The sequence below is a fragment of the Oligoflexia bacterium genome (assembly GCA_034439615.1).
Taxonomy (GTDB): domain Bacteria; phylum Bdellovibrionota; class Bdellovibrionia; order JABDDW01; family JABDDW01; genus JAWXAT01.
Genome location: JAWXAT010000025.1, coordinates 72,218 through 95,474, shown reverse-complemented (window position 1 = coordinate 95,474; position 23,257 = coordinate 72,218). Strand labels below are relative to the sequence as shown.

Below are 23,257 nucleotides of genomic sequence, written 5' to 3'. Positions count from 1 at the left end.
CTGATAACACCAATAGCGATGGAAAAAGAGTTACGATTTGCGATCCGTGAGGGTGGTAAGACCGTAGGTGCTGGTGTTGTTGCTGAAATAATTGAGTAAGGAAAAAAAAATGCAAAGCCAAAAAATCCGAATTCGCCTCAAAGCTTTTGATCACAAGTTGTTAGATCAATCGACACGTGAAATTGTTGATACAGCAAAGCGCACTGGAGCCCGCGTAGCAGGTCCGATTCCGCTTCCTACAACAATTAATCGTTACACGGTTTTGCGCTCACCTCACGTAGATAAAAAATCTCGTGAACAATTTGAGATCAGAACACACAAAAGATTATTGGATATTTTGGAGCCCACTCAACAAACAGTTGATCATTTGATGAAACTGGATTTATCAGCGGGCGTTGACGTAGAAATTAAATTATCAGTTGTTTGATTTGTGCGCGCTTAATTTTAAGCGCAACATACTTTAAGAAGAGAGTTTGAAAATGTCAGAAGAAGCACAAGAGACAAAAACAGAGACGACATCAGAGCCTACAGTAAAAGGTTCCGTAATTTTACCAGATCTGATTGCCTTCAAAGTAGGGATGACTCAGGTTGTAGACGATAAAGGTGAGATGGTTCCCTGTACGGTTCTTCAGTATGAACCATGGGTCGTGTCACAGGTAAAAACAAAAGCATCCGATGGTTACGAAGCTGTGCAAATTGCTTGTCGACCACGTCGTGAGGTGCGATCTCCTAAATCACAATCTGCTCATTTGAAAAAAGCTAATTTCAAGTCAGGTGCTTATTTTGTTCGCGAAGTAAGAACTTCGTTGCCTGAAGGTGTAGCACCCGGTTCACAGGTTGCTTTGGATAGTTTTAAAAAAGGTGATTGGATTAATGCGACTGCAGTTTCTAAGGGAAAAGGTTTTCAAGGTGCGATGAAACGTTGGAACGCACATGGCGGTCCAGCAGCTCACGGATCATGCTTTCATAGACAGCCTGGTTCTGCGGGTAATAGAACTTGGCCCGGACGTATTATGAAGGGTAAACATTTTCCTGGGCACCTTGGTGATGAAACTGTAACGGTTCGTAATCTACAAGTAGTCGATATTTACCAAGACGATAATATTATTCTCATTTCAGGCTGTGTTCCTGGAGGCCGTAACGCGATTGTGCGTTTGGCCAAACATGCTTAACGAGTGGTGATGAAATGCTAAGTGTACCCGTTTTAGATTTAAATAAGAAAAAAGTTGGAGAATTAGAGGTTCCGGAGAATTTGCTGAAAGCAGAAATTCGCCCTGACCTACTTCAAACAGTTGTGCGTTGGCAACTTGCTTGTCGTCGTGCTGGTACAGTTGCTACAAAGACAAAAGGTCTTGTAAGGGGTGGTGGTAAAAAACCCTTTAAACAAAAAGGTACTGGTAATGCACGACAAGGTTCGAGTCGCTCACCTCTCATGCCTGGAGGCGGTACAGCATTTGGTCCACAACCACGTGATTACTCTTACACTTTGCCTCGTAAAGTGAAGAGCGCTGGTCTTCGCATAGCTTTAAGCTATTTGAATTCTGAAGGTCGTTTGTGGGTTGTTGATGAATTGGGTAGTGATGGTAAATCAAAAAATCTTATTTCTACATTAAAGAAATTTGGAACAGTTAAAAGTTTGATAGTTGATGATGCTGCAAATTTAAAATTGAAACGTGCAGCTCGTAATTTGACATCTTATAAGTTTGTAGCGTCGCAAGGTCTTAATGTTTTTGACCTATTGAAATATGATGGTTGTGTGATTTCAAAAGCAGCCCTCTCCCAATTAGCTGAAAGATTAGGTGAGAAAAATGCCGACTAATACATTGGCTATAATTAAAAAGCCGTTGATAACAGAAAAAAATACGATGCATTTACAGCGTAATGTTTATGCATTTGAAGTAGCTCACACTGCAGATAAGAATGACATTGCTAGAGCTGTTGAGGTTGCTTTCAAAGTAAAAGTAGTTGAAGTTCGCACAATGAATAGTCGTGGACGTCAACATCGTATGGGACGTTTTGTAAGCAAAGTGGATCATTATAAGAAGGCCTTAGTTCGTCTCGCTGACGGCCAAAAAATTAAAATTTTTGAGGGAGCCTAAAAATGGGTATCCGTACATATAGACCTACATCGCCAAGCCGTCGATTTGTTACAACCTCTGACTTTGCTGAGATCACAAAAGATTATCCAGAAAAAGCATTGATTGCTCCTTTGCGTAGAACTGGAGCTCGTAATAACTTCGGACAAATTACAACTCGTCACATCGGTGGCGGTCATAAGCGTCGTTATCGACTTGTAGATTTCAAGCGAGCGAAGCGTGATATTCCAGCTAAAGTTATAGCTATTGAATACGATCCTAATCGCACATCACGTATTGCATTGATCCAATACACAGATGGTGAAAAAGCATACATATTATGCCCGGTAGGCTTAGAAGTTGGCCAAATTATTATGGCAAGTCCCAAAGCTGATATTAAACCTGGTAATGCACTTCCTTTGTCTGCAATTCCTGTTGGAACAACAATTCACAATATTGAATTGCGTCCAGGAAAAGGTGGCCAAATTGCAAAAGGTGCGGGGGCAATGGCTCAGCTAGTTTCAAAAGAAGGCGAATACAGTCAAGTTCGTTTGCCTAGCGGTGAAACTCGATTTGTTCTTATCAATTGCTATGCAACGATCGGACAAGTTGGAAATATTGATCATGAAAACATCACAATCGGAAAAGCAGGTCGTCAGCGTTGGTTGGGAATTAGACCCACAGTGCGCGCTACTGCGATGAATCCAGTTGACCATCCAATGGGTGGTGGTGAGGGACGTGGAAAAGGTAATCATCCAATGACCCCTTGGGCTGTACCTTGTAAGGGGTATAAGACCAGACATAATAAACGCACAGAACGTTTCATCGTGAAACGACGTAAGTAAGGTGGAGGCAAAGTGGCACGTTCAGTAAAAAAAGGTCCATTTGTTGATGAGCACTTGTTAAAGAAAGTGCAAAAAGCAAAAGAGACAAACGACAAAAAAGTTATTAAGACTTGGTCGCGTAGATCAACAGTGATTCCTGAAGCCGTCGGATTAACATTCGCGGTACATAACGGCCGAAAATTTGTTCCTGTCTATGTAACAGAGAATATGATTGGTCATAAATATGGTGAGTTTGCCCCAACGCGCACTTTCCATGGCCACTCTACCGCTGAAAAGAAGGCTAAAGAAGCCACGAAAACGGAAGGTTAATCATGGAAGTAAAGGCAAGTCTCAATTTTGCAAGAATAGCCCCACGTAAAGTACGTCTTGTGGCTGATCTCGTTCGCGGTAAAGACGTTAACGAAGCTATTCAGATTTTATCATTTGTGAATAAAAAATCTGGCCCTATCTTGAAAAAACTTTTGCAATCAGCTGTTGCGAATGCTGATCAAAAGAAAACTATTGATGTGGATACCTTATTTGTAAAACACATTTCTGTTGATCAAGGCCCTACCCTCAAAAGGTACATGCCTCGCGCAATGGGACGTGCAAGTGAGATTAAGAAAAAAACAAGTCATGTTAATTTAATTCTTGAAGAAAGATGAGTGAGGATTCTTAAGTGGGACAAAAAGTTAATCCAATAGGATTTAGAGTAGGAATCAATAGAACCTGGGACTCTCGTTGGTATGCAAAAAAGGACTATGCGATTCTTTTGCACGAAGACTTCAAGCTTCGTAAATATTTGAAAAAGAAATTAAATCATGCAGGTGTTAGCAAAATTGAAATTGAGCGTGCAGCCAGCAAAATTAAAATTAATATTTTAACTGCACGTCCAGGTGTTGTAATCGGTAAAAAAGGAACAGGCATTGATGCACTTAAAGCCGAAGTACAAAAGCTGACAAAAAATGAAGTATTTCTAAATATTCAAGAAATACGTAAAGCTGAAATTGACGCTACATTGATAGCAGAGAACATCGCTTTGCAACTTGAAAAACGTATTTCGTTTCGCCGTGCTATGAAAAAAGCTCTGCAAAGTGCCATTCGTTTAGGCGTGAGAGGAGCAAAAGTAGCTGTCTCTGGTCGTCTTGATGGTGCTGATATTGCTCGTCGTGAATGGTATTGTGAGAAGAGTGTTCCTCTTCACACTTTGCGTGCTGAAATTGATTACGGTACTGCAGAAGCCCTTACCACATACGGCATCATCGGCGTTAAAGCCTGGGTATATAAGGGCGATATTTTGAATACTAAGGAAGCAACGGAGGCACAGCGTGCTAAGTCCTAAGAAAGTAAAATATAGAAAGCGTCATAAAGGGCGAATGAAGGGTTTCGCTACACGCGGGAACGATCTCGCATTTGGTGATTTCGCACTTCAAGCTATGGAACCTGGATTTATCACTTCACGTCAAATTGAAGCAGCACGTATTGCAGTTTCAAGATTTATTAAACGTGGTGGTAAAATTTGGATTCGGATGTTTCCTGATAAATCTATTACCAAAAAAGCTGCCGAGACTCGTATGGGTAGTGGTAAAGGAAACGTTGAAGAGTGGGTATTTGTTGCCAAGCCCGGTCGTGTTCTTTATGAAATGGGTGGCGTTACAAAAGATGTTGCAGATGAAGCCTTGAGACTTGCCTCTCATAAGCTTCCTGTTAAGACACGTATTATTTCACGGTTAATGTAGAGGTTATAATGAAAGCAAAAGAACTGAGAGGCTTTACTCTCGACGATTTAAAGAAGCGTTCCAAAGAATTGGCTGAAGAGTTATTTAATACTCGTTTGCTAAACATTTCTGGATCTTTGGAAAATACAGCCAAGATTAAAGATGTTCGACGTACCTTGGCGCGAGTAAAAACAATAATTACTGAAAAAGTTAGCAGGTAAGGAATTATGGAAGAAAAAAGTAAACGCCCGGTTAGAAAAGAAAAAGTAGGTATTGTCGTAAGTGATAAAATGACAAAAACCATCACAGTTGAAGTGGGTCGACGCGTGATGCATACGAAATATAAAAAGTTCTTAAACAGAACAAGCCGGTTTTATGCCCATGATGATAAAGAAGAGGCTGGAATTGGAGATAAGGTTTTGATTTATGAAACCCTTCCCATGAGTAAATCAAAGCGTTGGAAGTTAGCGCAAATATTGGAAAAAGCTGTTTTAACAGCGGAGTAAAAAATGATATTTCAACAAACAAGATTATCGGTTGCAGATAACTCTGGTGCAAAATTAGTAATGTGCATCAAAGTATTGGGTGGCAGTATGCGCCGATCTGCAAATATTGGAGATACAATTGTCGTTTCTGTTAAAACCGCTTTGCCAAATGCAAAAGTTAAAAAAGGTGAAGTGCATAAAGCAGTTATCGTACGAACAATCTCAAAAACACGCCGTGCAGACGGTAGTTATATCGCTTTTGATGATAACTCAGCTGTTTTGATTAATGCGCAGCAAGAGCCCATTGGAACTCGTATTTTTGGTCCTGTTGCTCGTGAATTGCGAGCTCGACAGTTTGTGAAAATTATTTCTTTAGCCCCAGAAGTTATTTGAGGAATTTATGAAAGAACAAGAAGTAGACGGATATCCTGCATATAAAAAGAATGATGTAGTTCAAGTTATATCAGGTAAATATAAAGGTAAAAGCGGCAAAATTCTGCGAATGATTAAAGATAAAGGCAGAATTGTTGTTGAGAAAATCAATCTCGTAAAACGCCATACAAAACCATCACAAGCAAATCCACAAGGTGGAATTATTGAAAAGGAAGCTCCTCTTCATGTGAGTAAGGTTTTGCCCGTGTCATCCAAAACAGGAAAGCCTATGCGCATTTCTAAATGGTTGAAGGAGAATTCTCGCGTAACCACCAAAGGTAAAAGCAAAGAGCGAGGTGCTAAGTGAGTTTAAAAGAACAATATAAAACTAAAGTCATCCCTACATTGATGACCCAATTTAAATACAAAAGTTCAATGCAAGTTCCACGCTTAGAAAAAATTGTATTAAACCTATCTATTGCTGAGGCAACTCAAAATGGAAAAGTATTGGATATAGCTGCTCAGGAATTAATGCAAATCGCTGGACAAAAACCTGTTATCAGACGAGCTAAAAAATCTATTTCAAACTTTAAGCTTCGTCAGGGAATGCCAATTGGTGCTTCCGTAACTTTACGTCACAGTAAAATGTATGATTTTTTGGAAAGATTTATTCACATTGGTCTACCTCGTGTTCGTGACTTTAAAGGCTTGAGTGGTAACAGCTTTGATGGACGCGGAAATTACTCATGTGGTGTTAAAGAACAGATTATTTTTCCTGAAGTGAATTATGAAAAAATCGAAAAAGTTCGTGGATTAAGCGTCACCATTTGTACTTCAGCTAAATCAGATGAAGAAAGTAAAGCTTTGCTCACGGCATTCGGAATGCCTTTTAAGAAATAGGAGTAGGAAAAAGTGGCAAGAAAAACATTGATGGCGAAAGCCAAGCGTAAACCAAAATTTTCAGCAAGGAAGTACAATCGTTGTCCTCTTTGTGGAAGGTCTAGAGCCTTTTTGAGAAAATTTGCTATGTGTCGATTGTGCTTTAGAAAAGCGGCATCAAATGGTTTGTTGCCTGGTGTAGTTAAAGCTTCCTGGTAATTAAAGCTAAGAGTTATACGGAGATAAAAATAAATGGATCCAATTGCTGATTTGTTAACAAGAATTAGAAATGCAAGTAGTGCCAAGCACGATAAGGTAGATGTACCTTATAGCGCTGTTAAAGAAGGCATTGTAAATGTTCTTAAGAGTCGTGGGCTTGTTAAGAACTTTCGTGTTGTGAAAGATAATAGACAGGGCATGATGCGTATTTATTTGAAATACGACAATGAAGGTACCCCTGTTCTGACACACTTGAAGCGTGAAAGCCGACCTGGCTTACGCAAATACATTGGTGTTGATGAAATTCCATCTGTTCGCACTGGTTTTGGTGTGGCGGTTCTTTCTACAAGCCATGGCATTATGTCTGGCGACGAAGCTAAAGAAAAACGATTCGGCGGCGAATACATCTGCTCGGTCTGGTGAGAGGTAAAATATGTCACGTATTGGAAAAATGCCGGTTAATTTCGGCAAAGAAGTTCAAATTAATATTGGCGCTGGAAACACAGTTACCGTTAAGGGTGCTAAAACTTCATTGAGCTACAAGTTAAACCCGGCAATCACCGCAAAAGTTGAAGGTGGTTTGTTGACCTTGGCGCGTGCCAATGAATCAAAAAAAGTTCGCGCATTGCATGGTTTGTATCGTGCATTGTTGAATAACGCTGTGACAGGTGTCACACAGGGATTCACAAAAATTTTAGATATTAACGGTGTAGGTTATAAGGCCAATGTTGCTGGTAAAAAACTCCAGCTTAATCTTGGATTCACACACGACATTGATTTTGATATTCCAACAGGAATCGAAATTAAGGTTGAAAAAAATACGCGTGTTATTGTTAGCGGCGCAGACCGCAATTTAGTGGGCTTGGTAGCCGCTAAAATACGTGGCTTCAAAGAACCTGAGCCATATCAAGGAAAAGGTATTAAATACGATACCGAGACGATCCGACGTAAAGCCGGTAAATCAGTAAGTAAGTGAGGTAGCTTGTGGCTATTAAATATCGTAATAAGACAGAGAAAAAAAGAGTTGGACGCTTCAAAAAGAAAATGCGAATTCGTAAGGCGATTTCAGGGACAACTGATCGTCCACGCATGACTATTTTTAAAAGCCTTAGCCATCTCTACGTTCAATTGATTGATGATACAGCTGGGCGAACTTTGGTAGCATGCTCAACTCTTGAAAAAGATTTTGGTGGAAAAAAAGATAAAGAAGCAGCCAAAAAAATGGGTGGTGTTGTTGCTAAACGTGCAAAAGAAAAAAATATTATTGCCGTCGTGTTCGATAGAAATGGTTATAGATACCACGGAAAAGTAAAAGAAGTTGCAGATTCGGCTCGCGAAGCTGGATTGAAATTTTAAGAAGAAACTGGAGAAAGTATGGCGGAGCAAAATTCCGAATTTGAAGAGCGAGTAATCTGTATCAATCGTGTTGCTAAAGTTGTTAAGGGCGGACGCAGATTCTCATTCTCAGCATTAGTAGTTATCGGGAACGGAAAAGGCACCATTGGTGTCGGATTAGGTAAAGCTAACGAAGTTCCAGAAGCTATCGGAAAAGCAAGCCGACAAGCTCGTAAAAATATGGTTCATCTTGCCATCCACGATGGTGGTATTCCTCACCAAGTTCTCGGGAGATTTGGTGCAAGCCAAGTTCTTTTGAAACCAGCAAGTGATGGTACCGGGGTTATTGCCGGTGGAGCTGTTCGGGCGGTATTAGAATCTGCAGGAGTTAAAAATATTCTGACAAAATGTATTGGTACAAGTAATCCCCATAATGTGGTGCGCGCAACGCTTTCTGGTTTGAAGCAGCTTCAAACGCGAGAAACAGTTGATAAACTTAGACAAGTAACAGTGTAAAAGAGACTTTTATGGCAAAAACATTCAAAGTAAAATTAATTAGAAGCATTATTGGTAGCACGCCTTCACAGCGCGCAACTGTCAAAGGTCTCGGACTTCGTAAGAGAAACTCCGAATCTGTAGTGAAAGATAATCCCGCTACTCGCGGAATGATTTTTCATGTGCAGCACCTTCTTGAAGTACAGAAAGGAAGCTGATCATGGCTAACATGTTATCTCAATTGGAGGTTCTGAGAGGAGCCACCAAAAAAAATAAGCGTATTGGCCGTGGACCAGGTTCAGGTCATGGTAAGACAGCGACTCGTGGACACAAGGGTAAAAAAGCTCGTTCACATGGTGTTGTACAAAGAGGATTTGAGGGCGGACAAATGCCTTTGCATCGTCGTTTACCAAAATTTGGTTTCACAAATATTTTTCGTACAGAATATAGCACTGTTAATTTAGATCAGTTGGCTCGTTTTGACGGAACTGTTACTCCTGAAATTTTAGTTAAGGCTGGAATTGCAAAGACGGGTCTTCCAATTAAAGTTTTGGGCAGAGGTCAATTAACAAAAAAATTGATCGTTAAAGCCCATAAATTTAGTGATCGAGCAGGGCAAGGTATTAAATCAGCAGGTGGAACCATCGAGGAGATTAAGTAAAAGTGGCAATCGAAGGACTAGCAAAGATTCCTGAACTCAGACGACGACTTCTATTTGTCCTGGCGATGATTGCCGTATTTCGTTTCGGCTCCCATGTACCCACACCTGGAATTAACGGTGCGGCATTAGATTCTTTTTTCCAAGCTCAGAATAATGGAATTCTTGGTATCTTTAATCTTTTTAGTGGTGGAGCTCTTCAGCGGCTTTCTATTTTTGCTTTAGGGATCATGCCTTACATTTCAAGTTCAATTATTTTTCAATTGCTCACAGCTGTTTTTCCATATCTTGAAGCCCTTAATAAAGAAGGCGAGCAAGGGCGAAAGAAAATTCAGCAATACACACGTTACGGTACGGTTGTGCTCTGTATTATTCAGGGTTTAGGAATTGCAACATATCTTGAAAACTCAACTGCACCTTCAGGGCAGCCTTTAATTTTAGGTACTTTTGTAGGAGGTATTCCCTTTAAAGTAATGACTGTAATTACACTTACTGCAGGATCTTGCTTTATCATGTGGCTCGGTGAGCAGATGACAGAAAAAGGGATTGGCAACGGAACAAGTCTGTTGATTGCGGCTGGCATCATTGCGGGATTACCTGGTGGATTTCTTAATTCTATTGAATTGATGAAATCAGGTGAAATGAGTCCAATCATTGGTCTTGGAATCTTAGCTCTAATGATTGCTGTTGTTGCGATTATAATTTTCTTAGAAGTCGGGCAACGGCGTATACCTGTTCAGTATTCCCAAAGAATATCTGGTAGAAAAGTTATGGGCGGACAAAGTACACATTTGCCTCTTAAGATAAATTTTGCGGGTGTTATTCCTCCTATTTTTGCTTCAAGTCTTCTAATGTTTCCGGCAACGTTAGCTCAATTTATTAAAGCTCCGTGGATGAATAGTATTCAAGATGCCATTCAGCCTACGGGCGTGTTGTACAATGTGCTTTATGTCGCTTTGATTGTATTTTTCTGTTTTTTCTATACCGCAATTGTATTTAAGCCCGATGACATGGCTGAAAATTTAAAAAAATACGGCGGATTTATTCCTGGAATTCGTGCTGGTAAAAGTACTGCTGACTATGTTGAGGGAGTATTAAGTCGAATTACCGTTGGTGGCGCCATCTATCTTAGTGCTGTGTGCGTCTTGCCAGGGTTACTTATTGCTCAAGCGAAAGTTCCATTTTATTTTGGTGGAACGAGTCTGTTGATTCTTGTTGGTGTGGCTCTAGATACCGTTCAGCAAATTCAATCACATCTCATTACACATCAATATGAAGGTTTCATGCGAGGAGCTAAAATCCGTGGGCGGAGGGCCTCTAATTGAACTTAGTTTTGTTTGGTCCTCCTGGTGCCGGCAAAGGGACTCAATCTCAACTAATTGCTGAAAAATTTCATCTCACACATGTTAGTACCGGCGATCTTCTTCGTGCTGCCATCAAAGCTCAAACACCACTTGGTCTTGAAGCTAAAAAATATTTAGATTCTGGAGTTCTTGTTTCCGATTCAATTGTTGTGGGGCTTATTCAAGAAGTAATGAAAGTTCAAAAGAAAGCAGGAATGCTTTTGGATGGATTTCCTCGCACTACTGCTCAAGCTGAATCATTAGATTTACTTTTAAAAAATGAAAATGCGCAGGTAAATCGTGCAATTTTTCTTGAAGTGCCTCGGGAATTACTCAAATCAAGATTAACGGGAAGACGTATTTGTTCATCATGTGGAGCAACGTTTCATACAATATTGAAACCTTCAAAAAATGCTGGCATATGTGATTTATGCCAAGGAAAACTTGAACAACGCCCCGACGATAAAGAAGAAGTAATTGATACACGTTTAGAGGTTTATGAAAAGAGTACCGCCCCTTTGAAAAGCTATTTTCAAAAAGCTCAGAAATTTGTAAATGTTGATGGGGTTGGTGAACCGAATTCTGTGTTTGACCGTATTTGCTCTGCAGTGAAATCTTAATATGTACACAGTGAAGTCAGAGCGTGAAATTTCGAAAATTAAAAAAGCTTCTCAGATCGTTGCTGAAATTCTTCAAATCCTCATTGATGAAACTACCGAAGGCATGTCACCCAATGACCTTGATAAAAGGGCGTATGATTTAACCATAAAGAAGGGTGCTCAGCCTGCATTTAAGGGTTATCACGGTTTTCCTAAAACACTTTGCATAAGTGTTAATGAAGAAGTTGTTCATGGGATTCCAGACGATCGCATTCTAAAAAGTGGTGATATTGTTGGTATTGATTTTGGCGTTGTATTCGATGGATGGTATGGAGATTCGGCAGTAACAATACCTATTGGTAAAATTAGCCCTGAAGCTCAAAAACTCATAAAAGTAACACGTGAATGCCTTTATAAGGGCATTGAGGCTGCTTATCCCGGTAACCGATTAGGAGATTTGGGATATGCCGTACAAGAACATGCAGAAAAACATGGATACGGCGTAGTACGTGAGTTTGTTGGACATGGTATCGGCAGATCACTTCATGAGGAGCCACAGGTTCCAAATTTTGGAAAAAAAGGTGTCGGAATCAAGCTTGAGCCAGGAATGGTAATCGCAATTGAACCAATGATAACTGTTGGAAGTTACAAGGTGAAAGTGCTTAAAAACAACTGGACAGCTGTAACTGTGGATGGTAGTCTCGCAGCTCATTTTGAACACACTGTGGCAATAACAGAACAAGGCCCGGTAATACTGAGTGACCGGGATATTTTATAATGTCGTCGGGAGTTATGGCAAAAGAAGAAAGCATAGAAGTTGAGGGTACGGTTTTAGAACCTCTTCCCAATGCGATGTTTCGTGTACAACTTGCCAACGGACACAAAGTTTTGGCTCATATTTCAGGAAAAATGCGCATGCACTATATTCGTATTTTACCTGGTGACAAAGTAACTGTAGAACTTTCTCCATATGATTTAACTCGAGGAAGAATTATTTTCCGCGCTCAATAAGCGCTTAGTGAGAGAAAAAATGAAAGTACGTGCGTCAGTAAAAAAGATTTGTGTGAAATGTAAATTAATTAAACGTCGTGGCGTTGTTCGCGTAATTTGTGACAACCCAAAACATAAACAACGTCAGGGGTAATTTGTAAATGGCTCGTTTAGCTGGTGTCGATCTTCCCAGAAATAAAAGAATTGTAATCGGCCTTACCTACATTTTCGGTATTGGTGTTAGTTCATCTCGCAAGATTTTGAAAGAAGCTGGCGTTGATGAAGCTAAACGTACCGATACACTTTCAGATGTTGATATTGCAAAGATCAGAGAAGTTATTGATCGCGATTTTAAACTTGAAGGTGATTTGCGTCGTGAGGTTGCATTAAATATTAAACGTTTGATGGATCTTGGTTGTTACCGTGGAATTCGTCATCGTCGTAGTTTACCAACTCGTGGTCAGCGTACTCGTACCAATGCACGCGTTCGTAAAGGCCCACGCAAAACAATTGCTGGAAAAAAACAAGCACCAACATCTAAATAATTTCAGTGCCGCTTGATGTACTGACACGTAAACAAATTTTATAGGGTTAAAGAGGTAATAAAAAAATGGCTACACAGCCCGAAGTTGTAAAAAAAGGCGTTGTTAAAAAGAAAAAAGTAAAAAGAAACGTCCAATCTGGACTCGCACATATTCAAGCATCATTTGGTAATACAATCGTCACGATCAGTGATGTGAGTGGAGCTGTAGTTGCTTGGTCGAGTTCTGGACATAAAGGTTTCAAAGGTTCTCGTAAGGGAACCCCTTTTGCTGCGCAAGTTGCAGCTGAAGACGCTGCTCGTAAAGCCGTAGAATGCGGAATGCGTACAGTGGGTGTTTTTGTAAAAGGTCCCGGAGCTGGCAGGGAGCCGGCTTTGCGTGCGTTGGCTGCTGCTGGTCTGCGCATTACCTCCATCAAAGACGTTACCCCAATCCCACATAATGGGTGTCGTCCGCCTAAGCGTAGAAGAATCTAAGACTACAGGAGGTTAGAACTTTGAGTCGTGCTATTAAACATGTATGTAGACTATGTCGCAGAGAGAACATGAAATTGTTTTTGAAGGGTGACCGCTGTTACACTGACAAGTGTAGTTTTGAGCGTCGTCCTTACCCCCCGGGACAGCATGGTCAAGCAAGAATGAAATTTTCTGAATTTGCTCTTCAACTTCGCGAGAAGCAGAAGGTAAAAAGAATTTACGGAATATTTGAAAGCCAATTTCGCCGTTACTTCAGAGATTCTGAGCAAGAAAAAGGCGTTACTGGTGAAACATTACTGCTCAAGCTTGAGCGTCGCTTAGATAATACCGTCTATCTTTTGGGTTTTGCTAGCAGCCGAAATGAGGCGAAGCATTTAGTGAAGCACAGTCATTTCATGGTGAATGGCAAAATGGTTAACATGCCAAGCTATGAACTTAAAAAAGGCGATATTATTGAAGTTCGTGAAAAGAGCCGCCAGATGGATAAAGTCATGGCTGCGATTGAAGGAGCTAAGCGAAGGGAAATTCCCAAGTGGTTGGATCCTGCACATGGTGACTTTAAAGGTACCATCAAGGATACACCTACTCGTGAGGATGTAACTTTCCCAATCGAAGAACACATGGTTGTAGAATATTATTCAAGATAAGGAGCAAGGGCGACATGGGTATGCAGGAACATTATTATAAATTTTGGAGAGATTTAATCCGCCCAAAAAGTTTTGAGATCGAAAAAGAATCTCTTACGGACACCTATGGTAAATTCACCGTGAAACCTCTTGAAAGAGGTTATGGCGTTACTATTGGTAACTCCTTACGTCGAGTACTTTTGGGTTCAATGATGGGATCTGCTGTATCTGCAGTTCGCTTTGAAAGCGTATTACATGAGTTCAGCACAATTCCCGATGTAGTTGAAGACGTTACAGATATTATTTTAAATCTGAAACTTCTTCGATTCAAACAATACACAGCAAGTCCAAAGACTCTGCGTATTGAAAAAACATCTGAAGGTCCAATTACAGGTGCCGATATTCAAACAGATGATCAAGTTGAAATCTTAAATCCTGAACAGCACATTGCTACTTTAGGTAAAGGTGGAAAATTTTCTGCTGAGATTTTGATTAAGTTGGGCCGTGGTTATGTGCCATCAGATGAACAGCAACAAGAATTGCCTGTTGGGTATATTGCCGTTGACTCTATTTTCAGTCCTATTCGTCGCGTAAACTACAACGTTACATACGCACGTGTAGGTCAACGTACTGACTATGACAAACTCACATTTGAAGTTTGGACAGACGGAAGTATTCAGCCAGAAGAAGCTGTTAGTCTTGGTAGCAAAATCATGAAAGAACAACTCCAAGTTTTTATCAATTTTGATGAGAGCATGGAGCCAGAAGCAGATGAACTTGAGAAGTCTTCACCGACTCTCAACGAACACCTCTTTCGTTCTGTTGATGACCTTGAGTTGTCAGTTCGTTCAGCAAACTGCTTAAAGAACGCCAACATTCGTTACATTGGTGAACTTGTTCAAAAAACAGAAGCGGAAATGCTTAAGACTAAAAACTTTGGTCGTAAATCTTTGAATGAAATCAAAGATATTTTAAATGAAATGGGATTGTCATTGGGAATGAAACTCGATGGGTGGCCTCCACAAAATTGGAACCCTAACGAGCCTAAGAAGGATAACTAAGTATGAGACACGCGTCTAGAACACAAAGTTTCAGCCGGCCTTACAATCAGCGTGTGTGGCTTTTAAGAAATCTCGTGATTAGTCTTGTTGAACATGAGCGTATTTCAACTACACTTGCGAAAGCAAAAGAGCTTCGCCGTTGGGCTGAGAAAGCTGTGACCTTAGGCAAACGTGGTTCATTAGCAGATAGAAGGCTTTTGTTATCTCGAATTCCTAATAAAGAGACAGTTGCAAAAGTGTTTGCGGAACTTGCGCCACGTTTTAAAGACCGTGCTGGTGGTTACACCCGTATTTACCGATTAGGTCGTCGTCCTGGTGATAATGCTGAGATGGCACTTATTGAATTTCTTGATGCACAACTTAAGAAAGTCGATAAAGAGACCACAAAGAAAGCCAAAAAAGCTGAGAAAGACTTAGCAGCGGGCGGTAAAGAGGCAAAAGCTAAAGCGCGCGATGATAAAAAAGTTGCTCGCGAAGCAAAAGCATCTACAACAGCAGCGGCTAAAGCTACAAAAGCTGCAAAAAAAGAAACCAAGGCTCCTGCTAAAAAGAAAAGCAAGTAAGGCTAGGGTCTTTTAAAATAGTAATTCAGAGCAGGCAACTTCCATAAGAAGTTGCCTGTTTTTTTTGTTTGAATGTTTGTCTTCAAATGTCACTATAAAAGTCAGTTTTAAGGATATTGAATAACACAGTTGAGTAAGACACATGACCAGAATTAATAAAATGAATTCAAGATTGAAATTGATGGTTTTAGTTCTGGTTTTTATGGGTATTGGCTCATATGGAATTAAATTATTTGTTACATCTCCTTTAGAAGTTAGTTATGCCAGTCAAATAGAACAGTTTCAAAAAACCGGAGTGCCGGATTTTAGTATACCCCGATTTGATCAAGCTTTAGTGAAAGCAGGAAAAATTGATCCGGCTAGTGTTAATTATATAAAACTTTTGGATTATCAAAATACGGTCATCATCCTTAATTTTTGGGCGAGTTGGTGTGAGCCATGTCATGTGGAGTATCCAAGCTTTGTAGAATTATCTAAGCGATATGCTGATGATCAGCGGCTTAAAATAATTGCAGTATCTATGGATGATAATTTCGAAGCAATGAATACATTTTTAACGGCTGGGCCACAACCTTCGGCTAAAAACTTTATTGCGGGCATTGATGTTTCTGGTAAACTTGCGGAAACTTATGGCACAAAGAAAATTCCTGAAACTTATATTATTGGAAAAGATAAAAAACTTGTTAGAAAAGTATTGGATCAACAGAATTGGATTTCGCCTGAGTTTATTGAATTTTTAGAAACACTAATGAAAGTGAATAAATGAGCAATGCAAAATTATTGCCTGTAAAAGTAGGAATACTTGGGGGCGGACAACTCGCTCGGATGTTGGCATTGTCGGCTTATAACCTTGGCCTAAGGCCTTATGTGTTTGTTCGCTCTATGGATGAATGTGCTGTTGAGGTAGCCGCTGAAGCTTTTATCGATGATCAATCAGTTGAAAGCTTGGCAAAGTTTTATGACAAAGTTGATGTATTGGTCATCGAAAACGAATTTGTGGATCTTGCTCTACTACAAGCTGTTCTAGGGGCAAAACCATTGTACCCTAGTCTTGATTGTCTTCAATTAGTGCAAAATAAATTAGATCAAAAAAATAATTTGAAAAAATATAAGATTCCAACGCTTGATTTTATTCCGGTGCGATCACTTGAGGATATTCATAAAGTAGAAGAAAAATTTGGGCCTTCATTTGTTCTTAAAAAAGCACAATTTGGTTATGATGGCCGCGGTACTTTTATTATTCAGGGCAAAGACAAATTTGATTATGAAACATTTAAAAAAGATTACTCCAGTTTTAATGGATATGCAGAGCCGTTGGCGAAATTTAAAAAAGAGATTGCTGTTATTGTAGCTCGTTCTATCACGGGTGAAACGAATTGTTATCCTATTATTGAAACTCATCAAGAAAATGGAATGTGTCAATGGACTATGATCCCGGCAGGTATACCTAAAAATATTGTCAAAAAAGCTCAGGATATTGCTCAGAAAGTTATCAAAAAGTTTGAGGGTATCGGCGTTTTTGGAGTCGAAATGTTTTGGCTTAATAATGGCGATGTTGTGGTCAATGAGATTGCTCCGCGTGTGCATAATTCAGGACATATAACTATGAATGCATGCACTGTAAGTCAATTTGAACAACATTGGAGAGCTGTTCTTGGATATTCTCTTGGTGATACGAACTTGGCTGTTAAAGCTGGGGCAATGATGAATATCATTGGTGCAATTCAAAAAGATCAGTCAAGAATTACATTTGATAAGGCTCATGCGCAAAGTTGGATACATTGGTATGGTAAAGCTGGCGCCACACTTGGTAGAAAATTGGGACATGTAAATGTTGTTGGGAAAAATAGTGTGCATGCCTTAGCGCTAGCAAAAAAAGTTCGCAAAGTAATTGACGTATAATAAAAATAAGTAAAGTTGTTGTTAAAAAATGAGAGAGTGAATGTGTAAAGTTGTAGTTAAGTAATGATAGCGAGATGACGATTGTAGTAAAATACAAGAATGAAAAGTGTTTGATGTGTACTGAGGAGTGTTGGTGAATAAAAGTATAAAAGTTGTTATTGTTATGGGTAGTAAGTCTGATTTGCCAGTTATGAAAACTGCTGGTGTGATTCTTGATCAGATGAAAATTAAGTATGAGACTCATATTGTTTCTGCTCATCGTACTCCTAAATTATTGCAAAAATGCATTGCTGAGTGGGAAGTGCTCGGCGTGAAAATTATTATTGCTGGAGCCGGCGGAGCAGCTCATCTTCCTGGGATGTTGGCATCATTTTCTATATTACCCGTTATTGGAGTACCCATTAAAAGCAGTGCGATGAATGGCTTAGATGCACTTTTGTCTATTGCTCAAATGCCAAGAGGTGTTCCCGTAGCAACAGTAGCTGTTGATAATTCCACAAATGCCGCATTGTTGGCTGCCCAAATTCTTGGTACAAATGATGATCCTCAGGGTCTGAGTATTCGAAAGAAAGTATCGCAGTATAAAAAAACAATGTCAGTTAAAGTTTTGAGAGATAAAAATGCCTTGAGTAGTCTTGGTGTCAATCAGTTTTTAAGAAAACAAAAATGATTATTGATGGTAAGCAGAAAAAAAATATTGATCGAGCTGTCGAATTAATTCTCAGTGGGGATGTTGTTGGATTTCCTACGGAAACGGTCTATGGTTTAGGTGCAGACGCACATAATATTTCAGCTGTTAAAAAAATATTTGAAATTAAACAACGTCCTGATTGGGATCCGCTTATTGTACATGTCGCTGGGCGCGAGCAATTAGAAACGGTTGTTGAAGAATTGCCTCCTATTGCGGTTAAACTTATTGAAAAATTTTGGCCAGGGCCACTTACCATTGTATTAAAAAAGAAAACATCATTGCCCTCAGAGGTAACGTCTGGGCTTGAGGCTGTAGCTGTGAGAATGCCTAGACATCTAATAGCCCTTGCTTTGATTAAAAATTCAAACAAAGCGATTGCTGCGCCCAGTGCAAATCAATTTCAGGGTCTAAGCCCCACCACTGCTCGAGCAGTAGAAAAAAGTTTAGGAAAAAAAGTTTCCGTTATTCTTGATGGCGGGCCTTGTCTAGTGGGTGTGGAATCTACGGTTATTTCATTACTAGATGAGCCTATTATATTGCGCCCTGGCGGTATTAGTTTAGAGGATTTAGAAATAGTCTTGGGCCATAAAATTAAAATCAACGTAAAAAGTAGTATTGTTCGGCCAGTATCACCGGGCATGCTTGATTTTCACTATGCACCACAAAAGCCATTGAGGTATTTTGATGCGAAGGGGTTGACTGAGTTTGTTAAAAAAAGAGGAATCAAAAAAAACCTCTCGACTGCGGCACTTGTTTGCTTTTCTAACAAGGAAGTAAAGAAATTTGAAAACGCAGGGTTTAAGAATATTTTCCCACTTTCGATAGTTGGAAATTATGATGAAGCTTCACGAAATTTATTTTCGACTCTTCGAGAAATAGATGAGTCTGAATTTAATATGATCTATGCATTGGCGTTTCCAGAAGAGCGTCTAGGTGTTGCAATTAATGACAGGCTTAAAAAGGCGCAACATGAAGGTCGTTAATTACTATACACCGTGTATTGAATCATTTGATAAAACCGGAAGTCTAAAAACGGCACTATCTACAAATGAGCAACTTACTGTTCTTAAAAAAATGGCAGAAGAATGGGGGATTGATCTTGAGAATGCCGAACGTTGGATGAAGGGTGATGAATATAAATCACAACGAAAATTAGCTGTTTCATTCACTACACTGGCAACAGAAGTAGTAGATAAGGTTGAGAGTATTTTTGGTAAGAAATTAGAAGGCGAAGTTAGGCTGAGTCCTAGTTTGATGCGTTTTGATGGATTTGCTCGCTATGATTCTGGTTCACATGCGGTTTGGTTTGGTATTGATCATCCTGATGCTGATGAGGGGTACCTTAAAGCCTTGATGGCTCATGAACTCTCTCATGTCTATCGTGATCATCAGCCTAAGGTTTGGAGTTTTCTTGGAAAGCCATTAACTGATGTATCTCGAAAAGAATATTTAGATGCGATGACTGCTCATGAGCATATTACCAGTGAGGGTTTAGCCACACTTTTTTCTCAGCTTGTTTATCCAGAGGTGCCATTACATTTACATCATTATTACTTTCCTGAAGAAATGCAGTGGTGCCTTGCGAATTATTCTAAAATTGATAAAGCTATTATTGATTGTTTGAAAACAGACCAAGAAATTTGGAAGTTTTATGAAGACGATATAATAGAAGAGGGCAGTCCCTCACGTACGCAATATTATTGGTCTGCCCGCAAGATTAATGAATGGCTCACCACGAACCATGTTAAATCACCATCGGATTACAAAACAGCTTTGATTCAGGCTCATGGCTGGCATGCTGGTGAATTTTTGTGTTTTCAATAATTAGGGGCAATTGAGCGTTGCATTTGTTCTATTTCAATAATAGCCTTAATTTATGACAATTCGATTCTCACTTTTAATTATTCTATTATTGATTAACGTAAGTACGCTCAATGCAGCGCCACTACATAAACATGCATCCCGTACATTTTCAGATGCATTTGACAAGACGGGGCTAATCATACTTTCTGTTGGAGCTCTAGGTACAATTATCGCTGCTGGTCAAGATCAAGCCATGCATGACACTTGGGTGAATAATCGTCCTGGTGAGCACCAAAGGATGTCCACGACTCTTACGAATTTTGGAAATTTTTGGGGAATGGGTATTTCAGAAGCTGGAATCGCTGCTGGGCAACTTATTTTTGACAGAGAAAATGGAATTGCTTCTACAGAGGGACTACTTTCAGCAACAGTTGTCGCATATACATTGAAATACTCAGTCAGGAGGGCGCGGCCTGATAGTAACACTCTAACTTCATTCCCCTCGGGGCATTCACAAGTATCATTTGCTTCAGCAACTACAATTGCAATGAGCTATGGTTGGAAATATTCAGTACCTAGTTATATTTTAGCCACAGTTACAGCGATGAGTAGGTTGGCAGACAATGCCCATTGGTTTAGTGATGTCGTCGCCGGTGCTACAATTGGTATTCTTTTTGGCAGAGCTGGGTTTGAACATCATTTTGGAGTTACTCCATTGACATACAATGACGGAAGCCGTGGTTACGGGTTGGCTTTTAATTGGGCATATTGATCTTAAGGTGATGTTATGATCGACTTTAAAAATTCGACATTGTTTATTTCAGCAAGATCTCCTTTTGCGCGACGTGTGCGTTTGGCTTTTTTGGAGCACGGTATTAAATTTGAAGAAAAATTATTAGATGTATTTAAGCCTAACCCTGAATTAACAAAAATGAATCCGCTTTCTCGAGTACCTACTTTGCAACTTAAAAGTGGTAATGTACTTATTGATTCAAATTTAATTTTGGAAGTTTTTTATCAAAAAATGAGTGATAGCCCTTTACGTGCAAAATCAGAGAAAGATCTCATTATCGCCTCAAGGTGGTCAGCAATTGCACTTGGAATTTGTGATAAGAGTATTGAATATTTTTTAGAAGCTCAACGATCTAAAGAACTTCAAGATAGCTCTGTTTTTGAGGAGTGTATCTCTGTGGTAAAAGCATCACTAGATGGTTTTGAAATCTTTATTAAGGAGCGGCCTACGATTTTAAGCGGTTCATTAAGCCAATCCGATTTAGATATGGGTTCAGCCTTAGAGTATGTCGGTTTAAGGCTACCTGCAGAATTACTAGAAAGCAATCCAGAGTCAAAACGATATTTAGCAGCACTCCAAGCGCGCCCATCGTTTCAGATGACTCAGCCCCCCCCCAGCTTGATAGTCTAATTAATTCGCAACTTGGCAAAGTAGTGCGGATTTTGAGTCAAAAATTAATAATTCTGAATTAAGACAGTTTGATTTTTTATGAGCTCGTATGAAATGTGAACATTGGGTGGGGGCTCTGATATAACCGTGAGCACCAGTAGGATTATCAATCGTATAGGTTTCAATATCAAAATCAGCAATACCTACAGGATTTAATTCCCGTTCAATACAGATATTTATTCGTGTGGTTGAATTTTTTTGGATTTCAAAAATATTTTCTATTAAATTAGGTTCTGGGAGTGCCAGGTAATTTAATACAATATTGCCGCTTTCAGAGGATACTGCTTTTTTATGTATTGCCTGCCAAATGATTCCAGCAACTCCTGTAACAACTGGGAGTCTGGGGGCGTGTGGGGCTAATGATCCATCTCTAACATTTTTAACTAAAGGATCTTGTAATAAAAGCAGTGCTGCAAACACGAAGGCAACAACAGTTTTATTTTTAAATTTATTATTATCGAAATGATCAAGCCAATAAGAAATAATCATCGCCATAGTAATGCTAATGACTAAGGGGGTGGTAATCATCATAGAATTTTTCATTAAATTCCACCAAAGATCATTGGGATTAGGCCAGCCAAAATGAGGTGTACCGTCGATGAATCTAAATAGTGAATACATGAGTAGTTGTACTCCCAGTATGGCAAATAAGATTTTAGAACTATCGTGAGTTTTAAATTTATACATAAAAAATAATAAGAAAATAAGTAAAATGCCCTCTCGACCTATAGACCATTGGTAAAGATTAAACTGTGCGCTTTCACTCATGCTTACTGGTGTGAATAAAATATTGGTAAGGATTGCTGTGAATAACATGATAGCGAAAAAAAACAATTCAGTATTCTTAAATGAATTTTGATAGCGGCAGTAGCAGTCTATGAATATTTTAACAATGAAAAATAATAAACCAAGGAGCAGCGTGGTTAGTGCAAGTATGAATACATTCCCATTTGAAAAAATATAAGTTTTTCTCAAAATATCAGGGCTAACAATTGCTAAGGCCCATAAAAGTGCTGGATTGAATATGCTTGTACTATGATGTTTTGAGATGAGTAAGACTACTAAGAGTGGCAGGGTGATAAGAGCTCCATAGTCGCCAAAAATAAATGTTGAGGCTAATAGAACGCCTGTAATAGCTTTGTTGTTTTTTGCAGCAGGGTGTGTGATCCAGAAACAAAATAAAATAGCGAATAATCCACCGATGGGTGAGGCTTTCACGTGAATAATTTTTCGATAATAAACAGTACTCATCATGAGAGTAAGTAAGAATGTTTTGTTTTTTGCTGAAATCTTAAATGGCCAATGATGTCTTGCTAACTCCCAAGCCAGATATGCGGATCTCCATATGAGTAGAGCGAAGTAGGGGGCTTGTACTGCTAGATTTTGAGTTAATGGGATTTTCTTAAACCATGAACCTAGTAGCATTGGTAATGCCATATGGGTGTCGAAGTCTTTACCCCAATCTAAAGGCCATTGATCATGGAAAAAAGAAAATTGTAATGCTCCTAAAGGGGAATCAATGGAAACGGGAGACAATAAAGCAGAAAAAAATATCGGAAGTATGAAAATAAAATCATAGATAGTAATTTTTAATATTTTAAATTGTTTTTCTTTTGTGAAATTAACACTTGTTAACGCAGATAGAAGTAGCATTAATACGGGCAAAGCGAAGTTATGTAGTGCAACAAGAAAACTTAAGAAGTAAGAAATAATAATAAACCCAAGTATAAAATTTAAACTCTCTTGTGATTTATCTGAAAGTTCAAAGGTATTTTTTTTTGCACGAAACAATTTTAAAAAAATGCTTCCAATAGATGGAGCAAAAACTATCCATATGAGTCCAGAAATGAAAAATTGTGGCAGCCACCAGTGCCACCAATTTATGTATGTCAGCATTGCAGTTCTAGAGTTTCAAGAAACCCCATTGTCGTCAACATCTGCGCTGTCATATACTTAGACATGTGTCGCGCTATTTACGGCTTTGCCAAAATTAGTCGTAAAAACTTCCGCTTTTGAAGCCCTCTGACGTTAAGCGTGTTTATCTAAGTATTCGTTATTGTTGAATTTTTCTTTGCTGCCTGAACTTGTGACATCTATGTAATTTTGGCATCGGCGTTGCTCTACTCAAGTGTATTGAAG

40 protein-coding genes are annotated in these 23,257 nt (G+C 39.3%); 39 read left to right on the top strand and 1 reads right to left on the bottom strand.

Features of this window, described 5'->3' with window-relative positions:
* The 39 genes from SGI74_05850 to SGI74_05660 form a co-directional block, all read left to right on the top strand.
* The coding region (locus tag SGI74_05850; protein ID MDZ4677017.1) for a hypothetical protein at positions 1-99 on the top strand (99 nt) is incomplete at its 5' end.
* A gap of 10 nt (positions 100-109) precedes the next feature.
* Positions 110-427 (top strand): 30S ribosomal protein S10, encoded by a 318-nt coding sequence (rpsJ, locus tag SGI74_05845; GenBank protein MDZ4677016.1) that lies wholly within the window; start codon positions 110-112, stop codon positions 425-427.
* A 52-nt stretch (positions 428-479) separates the two neighbouring features.
* Positions 480-1,172, top strand: coding sequence for a 50S ribosomal protein L3 (gene rplC / locus SGI74_05840; GenBank protein MDZ4677015.1), 693 nt, complete (start codon positions 480-482; stop codon positions 1,170-1,172).
* Between the two features lie 14 nt (positions 1,173-1,186).
* Complete coding sequence (rplD, locus tag SGI74_05835) at positions 1,187-1,819, top strand: 50S ribosomal protein L4 (GenBank protein MDZ4677014.1); 633 nt, start codon at positions 1,187-1,189, stop codon at positions 1,817-1,819.
* Positions 1,809-2,099: a 50S ribosomal protein L23 gene (gene rplW, locus SGI74_05830; protein ID MDZ4677013.1), complete on the top strand. Its 291-nt coding sequence runs from the start codon at positions 1,809-1,811 to the stop codon at positions 2,097-2,099. The genes rplD and rplW overlap by 11 nt, the downstream gene beginning before the upstream one ends.
* 2 nt (positions 2,100-2,101) lie before the next feature.
* A complete protein-coding gene (gene rplB, locus SGI74_05825) occupies positions 2,102-2,920 on the top strand; it encodes a 50S ribosomal protein L2 (GenBank protein MDZ4677012.1) in 819 nt (272 codons plus the stop codon).
* 12 nt (positions 2,921-2,932) lie between these two features.
* The gene (rpsS, locus tag SGI74_05820) at positions 2,933-3,229 is read left to right on the top strand and encodes a 30S ribosomal protein S19 (GenBank protein MDZ4677011.1); all 297 of its coding nucleotides are present in this window, start codon (positions 2,933-2,935) and stop codon (positions 3,227-3,229) included.
* A 2-nt stretch (positions 3,230-3,231) separates the two neighbouring features.
* A complete protein-coding gene (gene rplV, locus SGI74_05815) occupies positions 3,232-3,564 on the top strand; it encodes a 50S ribosomal protein L22 (GenBank protein MDZ4677010.1) in 333 nt (110 codons plus the stop codon).
* 14 nt (positions 3,565-3,578) lie between these two features.
* Positions 3,579-4,241, top strand: coding sequence for a 30S ribosomal protein S3 (gene rpsC / locus SGI74_05810; GenBank protein ID MDZ4677009.1), 663 nt, complete (start codon positions 3,579-3,581; stop codon positions 4,239-4,241).
* Positions 4,228-4,638 (top strand): 50S ribosomal protein L16, encoded by a 411-nt coding sequence (gene rplP, locus SGI74_05805; protein ID MDZ4677008.1) that lies wholly within the window; start codon positions 4,228-4,230, stop codon positions 4,636-4,638. The genes rpsC and rplP overlap by 14 nt, the downstream gene beginning before the upstream one ends.
* 8 nt (positions 4,639-4,646) lie before the next feature.
* Positions 4,647-4,838, top strand: a complete 192-nt coding sequence (gene rpmC, locus SGI74_05800; protein MDZ4677007.1) for a 50S ribosomal protein L29 — start codon at positions 4,647-4,649, stop codon at positions 4,836-4,838.
* 6 nt (positions 4,839-4,844) lie between these two features.
* A complete protein-coding gene (gene rpsQ / locus SGI74_05795) occupies positions 4,845-5,123 on the top strand; it encodes a 30S ribosomal protein S17 (GenBank protein MDZ4677006.1) in 279 nt (92 codons plus the stop codon).
* A gap of 3 nt (positions 5,124-5,126) precedes the next feature.
* Positions 5,127-5,495: a 50S ribosomal protein L14 gene (gene rplN, locus SGI74_05790; protein MDZ4677005.1), complete on the top strand. Its 369-nt coding sequence runs from the start codon at positions 5,127-5,129 to the stop codon at positions 5,493-5,495.
* 7 nt (positions 5,496-5,502) lie between these two features.
* Positions 5,503-5,841 carry a 50S ribosomal protein L24 gene (gene rplX / locus SGI74_05785; protein MDZ4677004.1) on the top strand — a complete coding sequence of 113 codons (339 nt, stop codon included), beginning with the start codon at positions 5,503-5,505 and terminating at the stop codon, positions 5,839-5,841.
* Positions 5,838-6,374, top strand: a complete 537-nt coding sequence (gene rplE / locus SGI74_05780; GenBank protein MDZ4677003.1) for a 50S ribosomal protein L5 — start codon at positions 5,838-5,840, stop codon at positions 6,372-6,374. Before rplX ends, rplE begins: the two co-directional genes overlap by 4 nt.
* 12 nt (positions 6,375-6,386) lie before the next feature.
* A complete protein-coding gene (locus SGI74_05775) occupies positions 6,387-6,572 on the top strand; it encodes a type Z 30S ribosomal protein S14 (protein MDZ4677002.1) in 186 nt (61 codons plus the stop codon).
* Between the two features lie 33 nt (positions 6,573-6,605).
* Positions 6,606-6,995, top strand: coding sequence for a 30S ribosomal protein S8 (gene rpsH, locus SGI74_05770; protein MDZ4677001.1), 390 nt, complete (start codon positions 6,606-6,608; stop codon positions 6,993-6,995).
* Positions 6,996-7,005: 10 nt separating this feature from the next.
* Positions 7,006-7,548, top strand: a complete 543-nt coding sequence (gene rplF / locus SGI74_05765) for a 50S ribosomal protein L6 (protein ID MDZ4677000.1) — start codon at positions 7,006-7,008, stop codon at positions 7,546-7,548.
* A gap of 14 nt (positions 7,549-7,562) precedes the next feature.
* A complete protein-coding gene (gene rplR, locus SGI74_05760) occupies positions 7,563-7,928 on the top strand; it encodes a 50S ribosomal protein L18 (protein ID MDZ4676999.1) in 366 nt (121 codons plus the stop codon).
* Positions 7,929-7,946: 18 nt separating this feature from the next.
* Positions 7,947-8,423, top strand: coding sequence for a 30S ribosomal protein S5 (gene rpsE / locus SGI74_05755; protein ID MDZ4676998.1), 477 nt, complete (start codon positions 7,947-7,949; stop codon positions 8,421-8,423).
* A gap of 11 nt (positions 8,424-8,434) precedes the next feature.
* Positions 8,435-8,620: a 50S ribosomal protein L30 gene (rpmD, locus tag SGI74_05750; GenBank protein MDZ4676997.1), complete on the top strand. Its 186-nt coding sequence runs from the start codon at positions 8,435-8,437 to the stop codon at positions 8,618-8,620.
* Between the two features lie 11 nt (positions 8,621-8,631).
* Positions 8,632-9,063 (top strand): 50S ribosomal protein L15, encoded by a 432-nt coding sequence (gene rplO, locus SGI74_05745; protein MDZ4676996.1) that lies wholly within the window; start codon positions 8,632-8,634, stop codon positions 9,061-9,063.
* 2 nt (positions 9,064-9,065) lie between these two features.
* A complete protein-coding gene (secY, locus tag SGI74_05740) occupies positions 9,066-10,385 on the top strand; it encodes a preprotein translocase subunit SecY (GenBank protein MDZ4676995.1) in 1,320 nt (439 codons plus the stop codon).
* Positions 10,382-11,023, top strand: a complete 642-nt coding sequence (locus SGI74_05735; GenBank protein MDZ4676994.1) for an adenylate kinase — start codon at positions 10,382-10,384, stop codon at positions 11,021-11,023. Before secY ends, SGI74_05735 begins: the two co-directional genes overlap by 4 nt.
* 1 nt (position 11,024) lies before the next feature.
* The gene (gene map, locus SGI74_05730) at positions 11,025-11,780 is read left to right on the top strand and encodes a type I methionyl aminopeptidase (GenBank protein ID MDZ4676993.1); all 756 of its coding nucleotides are present in this window, start codon (positions 11,025-11,027) and stop codon (positions 11,778-11,780) included.
* 14 nt (positions 11,781-11,794) lie between these two features.
* On the top strand, positions 11,795-12,013 hold the full coding sequence (gene infA / locus SGI74_05725; GenBank protein ID MDZ4676992.1) for a translation initiation factor IF-1: 219 nt from the start codon (positions 11,795-11,797) through the stop codon (positions 12,011-12,013).
* A gap of 19 nt (positions 12,014-12,032) precedes the next feature.
* A complete protein-coding gene (gene rpmJ, locus SGI74_05720; GenBank protein MDZ4676991.1) occupies positions 12,033-12,146 on the top strand; it encodes a 50S ribosomal protein L36 in 114 nt (37 codons plus the stop codon).
* A gap of 7 nt (positions 12,147-12,153) precedes the next feature.
* Positions 12,154-12,537 (top strand): 30S ribosomal protein S13, encoded by a 384-nt coding sequence (gene rpsM / locus SGI74_05715; GenBank protein MDZ4676990.1) that lies wholly within the window; start codon positions 12,154-12,156, stop codon positions 12,535-12,537.
* A gap of 65 nt (positions 12,538-12,602) precedes the next feature.
* Positions 12,603-13,010: a 30S ribosomal protein S11 gene (rpsK, locus tag SGI74_05710; protein ID MDZ4676989.1), complete on the top strand. Its 408-nt coding sequence runs from the start codon at positions 12,603-12,605 to the stop codon at positions 13,008-13,010.
* Between the two features lie 20 nt (positions 13,011-13,030).
* Positions 13,031-13,657: a 30S ribosomal protein S4 gene (rpsD, locus tag SGI74_05705; GenBank protein ID MDZ4676988.1), complete on the top strand. Its 627-nt coding sequence runs from the start codon at positions 13,031-13,033 to the stop codon at positions 13,655-13,657.
* A gap of 20 nt (positions 13,658-13,677) precedes the next feature.
* The gene (locus tag SGI74_05700) at positions 13,678-14,697 is read left to right on the top strand and encodes a DNA-directed RNA polymerase subunit alpha (GenBank protein MDZ4676987.1); all 1,020 of its coding nucleotides are present in this window, start codon (positions 13,678-13,680) and stop codon (positions 14,695-14,697) included.
* Positions 14,698-14,699: 2 nt separating this feature from the next.
* A complete protein-coding gene (gene rplQ / locus SGI74_05695; GenBank protein MDZ4676986.1) occupies positions 14,700-15,260 on the top strand; it encodes a 50S ribosomal protein L17 in 561 nt (186 codons plus the stop codon).
* A gap of 142 nt (positions 15,261-15,402) precedes the next feature.
* The gene (locus SGI74_05690) at positions 15,403-16,026 is read left to right on the top strand and encodes a TlpA disulfide reductase family protein (GenBank protein ID MDZ4676985.1); all 624 of its coding nucleotides are present in this window, start codon (positions 15,403-15,405) and stop codon (positions 16,024-16,026) included.
* Positions 16,023-17,162: a 5-(carboxyamino)imidazole ribonucleotide synthase gene (locus SGI74_05685; GenBank protein ID MDZ4676984.1), complete on the top strand. Its 1,140-nt coding sequence runs from the start codon at positions 16,023-16,025 to the stop codon at positions 17,160-17,162. The genes SGI74_05690 and SGI74_05685 overlap by 4 nt, the downstream gene beginning before the upstream one ends.
* Before the next feature lie 133 nt (positions 17,163-17,295).
* Entirely contained in the window at positions 17,296-17,832 is a 537-nt protein-coding gene (gene purE, locus SGI74_05680; protein ID MDZ4676983.1) for a 5-(carboxyamino)imidazole ribonucleotide mutase, read from the top strand.
* Positions 17,829-18,836: an L-threonylcarbamoyladenylate synthase gene (locus tag SGI74_05675; protein ID MDZ4676982.1), complete on the top strand. Its 1,008-nt coding sequence runs from the start codon at positions 17,829-17,831 to the stop codon at positions 18,834-18,836. The genes purE and SGI74_05675 overlap by 4 nt, the downstream gene beginning before the upstream one ends.
* The gene (locus SGI74_05670) at positions 18,823-19,677 is read left to right on the top strand and encodes a DUF5700 domain-containing putative Zn-dependent protease (protein MDZ4676981.1); all 855 of its coding nucleotides are present in this window, start codon (positions 18,823-18,825) and stop codon (positions 19,675-19,677) included. Before SGI74_05675 ends, SGI74_05670 begins: the two co-directional genes overlap by 14 nt.
* Positions 19,678-19,729: 52 nt before the next feature.
* Positions 19,730-20,428, top strand: a complete 699-nt coding sequence (locus tag SGI74_05665) for a phosphatase PAP2 family protein (protein ID MDZ4676980.1) — start codon at positions 19,730-19,732, stop codon at positions 20,426-20,428.
* Positions 20,429-20,443: 15 nt separating this feature from the next.
* Complete coding sequence (locus SGI74_05660; GenBank protein MDZ4676979.1) at positions 20,444-21,079, top strand: glutathione S-transferase family protein; 636 nt, start codon at positions 20,444-20,446, stop codon at positions 21,077-21,079.
* Here SGI74_05660 and SGI74_05655 read toward each other — a convergent pair whose 3' ends face one another.
* A complete protein-coding gene (locus SGI74_05655; protein MDZ4676978.1) occupies positions 21,080-23,014 on the bottom strand; it encodes a hypothetical protein in 1,935 nt (644 codons plus the stop codon).
* Positions 23,015-23,257 lie beyond the last annotated feature (243 nt).

Coding starts and splice junctions, on each gene's coding strand:
- rpmJ (MDZ4676991.1), top strand. CDS start 12,033: ATGAAAGTACGTGCGTCAGTAAAAAAGATTTGTGTGAAATGTAAATTA.
- rplO (MDZ4676996.1), top strand. CDS start 8,632: ATGTTATCTCAATTGGAGGTTCTGAGAGGAGCCACCAAAAAAAATAAG.
- rpmD (MDZ4676997.1), top strand. CDS start 8,435: ATGGCAAAAACATTCAAAGTAAAATTAATTAGAAGCATTATTGGTAGC.
- SGI74_05700 (MDZ4676987.1), top strand. CDS start 13,678: ATGCAGGAACATTATTATAAATTTTGGAGAGATTTAATCCGCCCAAAA.
- rplW (MDZ4677013.1), top strand. CDS start 1,809: ATGCCGACTAATACATTGGCTATAATTAAAAAGCCGTTGATAACAGAA.
- SGI74_05690 (MDZ4676985.1), top strand. CDS start 15,403: ATGACCAGAATTAATAAAATGAATTCAAGATTGAAATTGATGGTTTTA.
- rplN (MDZ4677005.1), top strand. CDS start 5,127: ATGATATTTCAACAAACAAGATTATCGGTTGCAGATAACTCTGGTGCA.
- rpsM (MDZ4676990.1), top strand. CDS start 12,154: ATGGCTCGTTTAGCTGGTGTCGATCTTCCCAGAAATAAAAGAATTGTA.
- rplB (MDZ4677012.1), top strand. CDS start 2,102: ATGGGTATCCGTACATATAGACCTACATCGCCAAGCCGTCGATTTGTT.
- rplX (MDZ4677004.1), top strand. CDS start 5,503: ATGAAAGAACAAGAAGTAGACGGATATCCTGCATATAAAAAGAATGAT.
- infA (MDZ4676992.1), top strand. CDS start 11,795: ATGGCAAAAGAAGAAAGCATAGAAGTTGAGGGTACGGTTTTAGAACCT.
- rpsJ (MDZ4677016.1), top strand. CDS start 110: ATGCAAAGCCAAAAAATCCGAATTCGCCTCAAAGCTTTTGATCACAAG.
- SGI74_05675 (MDZ4676982.1), top strand. CDS start 17,829: ATGATTATTGATGGTAAGCAGAAAAAAAATATTGATCGAGCTGTCGAA.
- SGI74_05655 (MDZ4676978.1), bottom strand. CDS start 23,014: ATGCTGACATACATAAATTGGTGGCACTGGTGGCTGCCACAATTTTTC.
- rplQ (MDZ4676986.1), top strand. CDS start 14,700: ATGAGACACGCGTCTAGAACACAAAGTTTCAGCCGGCCTTACAATCAG.
- SGI74_05665 (MDZ4676980.1), top strand. CDS start 19,730: ATGACAATTCGATTCTCACTTTTAATTATTCTATTATTGATTAACGTA.
- SGI74_05685 (MDZ4676984.1), top strand. CDS start 16,023: ATGAGCAATGCAAAATTATTGCCTGTAAAAGTAGGAATACTTGGGGGC.
- rpmC (MDZ4677007.1), top strand. CDS start 4,647: ATGAAAGCAAAAGAACTGAGAGGCTTTACTCTCGACGATTTAAAGAAG.
- rplF (MDZ4677000.1), top strand. CDS start 7,006: ATGTCACGTATTGGAAAAATGCCGGTTAATTTCGGCAAAGAAGTTCAA.
- SGI74_05660 (MDZ4676979.1), top strand. CDS start 20,444: ATGATCGACTTTAAAAATTCGACATTGTTTATTTCAGCAAGATCTCCT.
- rplV (MDZ4677010.1), top strand. CDS start 3,232: ATGGAAGTAAAGGCAAGTCTCAATTTTGCAAGAATAGCCCCACGTAAA.
- rplD (MDZ4677014.1), top strand. CDS start 1,187: ATGCTAAGTGTACCCGTTTTAGATTTAAATAAGAAAAAAGTTGGAGAA.
- map (MDZ4676993.1), top strand. CDS start 11,025: ATGTACACAGTGAAGTCAGAGCGTGAAATTTCGAAAATTAAAAAAGCT.
- rplC (MDZ4677015.1), top strand. CDS start 480: ATGTCAGAAGAAGCACAAGAGACAAAAACAGAGACGACATCAGAGCCT.
- rpsK (MDZ4676989.1), top strand. CDS start 12,603: ATGGCTACACAGCCCGAAGTTGTAAAAAAAGGCGTTGTTAAAAAGAAA.
- rpsH (MDZ4677001.1), top strand. CDS start 6,606: ATGGATCCAATTGCTGATTTGTTAACAAGAATTAGAAATGCAAGTAGT.
- rpsQ (MDZ4677006.1), top strand. CDS start 4,845: ATGGAAGAAAAAAGTAAACGCCCGGTTAGAAAAGAAAAAGTAGGTATT.
- SGI74_05670 (MDZ4676981.1), top strand. CDS start 18,823: ATGAAGGTCGTTAATTACTATACACCGTGTATTGAATCATTTGATAAA.
- rpsE (MDZ4676998.1), top strand. CDS start 7,947: ATGGCGGAGCAAAATTCCGAATTTGAAGAGCGAGTAATCTGTATCAAT.